We start from the raw sequence: 4523 nt of genomic DNA, 5'->3' as shown, positions 1-4523 counted from the left end.
GCGTGACGACGTGACGACGTGACGGCGGAAGGATCCTGGAGAGTTCATTGATGAAAGCAGCACTCGATGTCGTGACCTACGGCGAAGCGATGGCGATGTTCGTCGCGACCGAGCCCGGCCATCTCGCGCACGCGACGCAATTCGCGAAGCGGATCGCGGGCGCCGACCTGAACGTGGCGATCGGCCTGTCGCGGCTCGGCTTCCGGGTCGGCTGGATGAGCCGCGTCGGCCGCGATTCGTTCGGCGGTTACGTGCTCGACACGCTGGCGCGCGAAGGCATCGACGCGTCGTGCGTGACCGTCGATCCGCGGTATCCGACCGGCTTCCAGCTGAAGTCGCGCAACGACGACGGCTGCGACCCGACCGTCGAATATTTCCGCAAGGGTTCCGCCGCGAGCCATCTGTCGTGCGACGACTACGTGGCCGACTACGTGCTCGGCGCGCGCCACCTGCACCTGACGGGCGTCGCGCCGGCGATCTCCGCGACGTCGTGCGAGCTCGCGTTCAAGCTCGCCCGCGAAATGCGCGCGGCCGGCAAGACGATCTCGTTCGACCCGAATCTGCGCCCGACGCTGTGGCCGTCCGCCGACGTGATGGCGAAGACGTTGAACGCAATCGCGTCGCTCGCGGACTGGGTGCTGCCGGGCATTGCCGAAGGGCGACAGTTGACCGGGCATGACACACCGGCCGACATCGCGGGCTTCTATCTTGCACAGGGCGCGCGCGGTGTCGTGATCAAGCTCGGTGCGGAAGGCGCGTACTACCGGACGGCCGACGGCCATGACGGAACGGTGACGGGCGAGCGCGTGCAGAACGTCGTCGACACGGTCGGCGCCGGCGACGGCTTCGCGGTCGGCGTGGTCAGCGCGCTGCTGGAGGGCAAGACGATCGAGCAGGCGGTGGCGCGTGGCAACCGGATCGGCGCGCTCGCGATCCAGGTGATCGGCGATTCGGAAGGGCTGCCGACCCGCGCCGCGCTCGATCGATTCGAAAACGTCAGCAATCGCGCCGATCGCTTAGAGGAAACCTTCACCGCGCAATGAGAGGCCGGACACGGCACAATCCGCGGACTCATTTCGTCGTGCTTGCGCACGGCAACATCCGGGACCGGGACGCGCGCCGAAGCGTGCGTTCCGACTGCGAAGCATGGGACCGGAGTAAGCGCTAAAGCGCTGACACTGGTCGACATAGGAGACATTCTGATGGCCAACACTCTCGCTGCCCGCCGCTGGTGGACGATCATGCCGATCGTCTTCATCACGTACAGCCTCGCCTACCTCGACCGCGCGAACTATGGATTCGCGGCCGCGGCCGGCATCAACCAGGACCTCGGGATCAGCAAGGGCCTGTCGTCGCTGATCGGTGCACTGTTCTTCCTCGGCTACTTCTTCTTCCAGATTCCCGGCGCGATCTATGCGGAACGCCGCAGCGTGAAGAAGCTCGTGTTCGTCAGCCTCATCCTGTGGGGCGCCTGCGCGGCGCTTACGGGCGTGGTCAGCAACATCCCGTCGCTGATGGCGATCCGCTTCGTGCTCGGCGTCGTCGAGGCGGCCGTGATGCCGGCGATGCTGATCTACATCAGCAACTGGTTCACGAAGAACGAGCGCTCGCGGGCGAACACGTTCCTGATCCTCGGCAACCCGGTCACCGTGCTGTGGATGTCGATCGTGTCGGGCTATCTCGTGCACGAATTCGGCTGGCGCCACATGTTCATCGCCGAAGGCGTGCCGGCCGTCCTCTGGGCCGTGTGCTGGTGGTTCCTCGTGCAGGACAAGCCGGCCGACTCGCCGTGGCTCAACGCGCAGGAAAAGCGCGACCTCGACGCCGCGCTCGCGGCCGAGCAGGCAACGATCAAGCCCGTGCGCAACTATGGCGAGGCGTTCCGCTCGCCGGCCGTGATCAAGCTGTGCGCGCAGTATTTCTGCTGGAGCATCGGCGTGTACGGCTTCGTGCTGTGGCTGCCGTCGATCGTCAAGAATGGCTCCGACCTCGGGATGGTCGCGACCGGCTGGTTGTCCGCGCTGCCGTATCTCGCGGCGACGATCGCGATGCTCGCCGCGTCGTGGGCGTCCGACAAGGTCGGTTCGCGCCGCGGCTTCGTGTGGCCGTTCCTGCTGATCGGCGCGGCTGCGTTCGCCGCATCGTACGCACTCGGTTCGTCGCACTTCTGGATCTCGTATGCGCTGCTGGTCGTGGCAGGCGCCGCGATGTACGCGCCGTACGGCCCGTTCTTCGCGATCGTGCCGGAACTGCTGCCGAAGAACGTCGCCGGCGGTGCGATGGCGCTGATCAACAGCATGGGCGCGCTCGGCTCGTTCGTCGGCTCGTACTTCGTCGGTTACCTGAACGGTGCGACCGGCTCGCCCGTCGCGTCGTACGCATTCATGAGCGCCGCGCTCGTCGCCGCGGTGATCCTCACGCTGTCCGTCAAACCCCAGGCGCGCGATACGCATCCGCTCGCGACGCCGCTGCAAGGAAAATGAATCAGATGAAGCCCCGTATCGTCGCGTACAAGCCGCTGCCCGATGACGTCCTCGCGTACCTGCGCGAGCATGCGGACGTCGTGCAGGCCGACGGCGCCGCAGCCCTCGCCGATGCGCTCGGCGATGCGGACGGCGCGATCGGCGCGAGCCTGAAGGTCACGCCGCAGATGCTCGACCGCGCCCCGCGGCTGAAGGCGTGGTCGACGATCTCGGTCGGCTACGACAACTTCGACGTTGCGGACCTCACGCGGCGCGGGATCGTGCTCGCCCATACGCCGGACGTGCTGACCGAGTCGACCGCCGATACGGTGTTTTCGCTGATCCTTGCGTCCGCGCGACGCGTGGTCGAGCTGGCCGAGTGGGTGAAGGCCGGCAACTGGCATCACAGCATCGGCCCCGACCTGTACGGCACCGACGTGCAGGGCAAGACGCTCGGCATCGTCGGGCTCGGGCGGATCGGCGGCGCGGTCGCGCGCCGCGCGGCGCTCGGCTTCCGGATGCAGGTGCTGTACGCGAACCGCTCCGCGCATGCGGAAGCCGAGACGCAGTACGGCGCGCGGCGCGTCACGCTCGACGAACTGCTCGCGCAAGCGGATTTCGTGTGCCTGCAGGTGCCGCTGTCCGCGGAAACGCACCACCTGATCGGCGGGGCCGAATTCGCGAAGATGAAGCGCGGGGCGATCCTGATCAACGCATCGCGCGGGCCGGTGGTCGACGAAGCCGCGCTGATCGATGCGCTGCGCGCGGGCACGATCCGCGGAGCGGGGCTCGACGTGTTCGAGAAGGAGCCGCTGGCGGCGGATTCGCCGCTGCTGCAGATGATGAATGTCGTCGCGCTGCCGCATATCGGCTCGGCGACGCACGAGACGCGCCATGCGATGGCGCGCTGCGCTGCGGAAAACCTGGTCGGCGCGCTGGCCGGCACGCTGCGCACGAATCTCGTCAACCCGGATGCGCGCGCACAGGTCTGATCCGCCATATTCGTCCGGCCGGGGTGACGCCGGCGCTGTTAGAGGCGATGATCTTGGTGCCGGAGGGCTGGCTGCGTTATGATCCCCGCGCGTCGCGTCGACGCGCCCGGCAACGCTGCCGGTGGCGTCCCGCGACGGGTATCCGCGCCAGGTCCGGTGCGGCCGACTGCTTTTGCAGGTAACCGGGGCGGGTGCCGACGCGCCGGCGCCGATCAGCAGCGAAGCAGGGGATCGGCGTAAGCTCAAGCGCCAACGCTGACCGACCGCGAAGCATGGGGTCAGCGTAAGCGCTAAAGCGCTAACGCTGACCGACAGGAGATTCCACCGGGTGGCTTACGTTTCCAACAACAAAGGTCCGTCTGCTCACGAAGCGGCGCGGATCGTACGTCGCGAGGCACGACAGTGACCGATTCGCAACCAACCACGACGCGTCCGGCGACGATCAGCGATGTCGCGCGCGAGGCCGGCACGGGCAAAACCAGCGTGTCGCGCTACCTCAACGGCGAGACGCACGTGCTGTCCACCGATCTGCGCCAGCGGATCGAAACGGCCATCGCACGGCTGAACTACCGGCCGAACCAGATGGCACGCGGGCTCAAGCGCGGCCGCAACCGCTTGCTCGGCATGCTCGCGGCCGACCTGACCAATCCCTATACCGTCGAAGTGCTGCAGGGCGTCGAAGCCGCATGCCATGCGCTCGGCTACATGCCGCTGATCTGTCACGCGGCCAACGAAGTCGAGATGGAGCGCCGCTTCCTGCAACTGCTCACGACCTACCGCGTCGAAGGCCTGATCGTCAACGCGCTCGGCGCCGACGAGGACGTGCTGCGCCCGCTGCGCGGGGCCGGCATCCCGGCCGTGCTCGTCGACCGGACGGTCGAGGGCTTCGAGGCCGACCTGATCGGCCTCGACAACGGCGATGCGATCGAGACGGCGCTCGCGCACCTGATTGAACACGGTTTCGACGCAATCCATTTCATCGTGCAGCCGTTCGAGCGCGTCAGCTCACGGCGCCTGCGCGAGGCCGCGTTCCGCACGGCACTGGCGGCGCGCGGGCGTCAGCCCGCGA

General features: G+C 67.5%; 4 protein-coding genes. All 4 read left to right on the top strand.

Going from position 1 to position 4523, the window contains the following annotated elements; translation table 11 throughout:
* The first annotated feature begins 50 nt into the window (after positions 1-50).
* Complete coding sequence (locus tag G3N99_RS34925) at positions 51-1043, top strand: sugar kinase (protein ID WP_174945370.1); 993 nt, start codon at positions 51-53, stop codon at positions 1041-1043.
* A gap of 159 nt (positions 1044-1202) precedes the next feature.
* Positions 1203-2483 carry an MFS transporter gene (locus G3N99_RS34920; RefSeq protein WP_174945368.1) on the top strand — a complete coding sequence of 427 codons (1281 nt, stop codon included), beginning with the start codon at positions 1203-1205 and terminating at the stop codon, positions 2481-2483.
* Between the two features lie 5 nt (positions 2484-2488).
* Positions 2489-3454: an NAD(P)-dependent oxidoreductase gene (locus G3N99_RS34915; RefSeq protein ID WP_206124646.1), complete on the top strand. Its 966-nt coding sequence runs from the start codon at positions 2489-2491 to the stop codon at positions 3452-3454.
* A 402-nt stretch (positions 3455-3856) separates the two neighbouring features.
* The coding region (locus G3N99_RS34910) for a LacI family DNA-binding transcriptional regulator (RefSeq protein WP_206124645.1) at positions 3857-4523 on the top strand (667 nt) is incomplete at its 3' end.

It is taken from the genome of Burkholderia sp. Ac-20392, assembly GCF_017104585.1.
Classification (GTDB): Bacteria; Pseudomonadota; Gammaproteobacteria; order Burkholderiales; family Burkholderiaceae; genus Burkholderia; species Burkholderia lata.
This window is presented reverse-complemented; position numbering and strand designations above follow the sequence as displayed.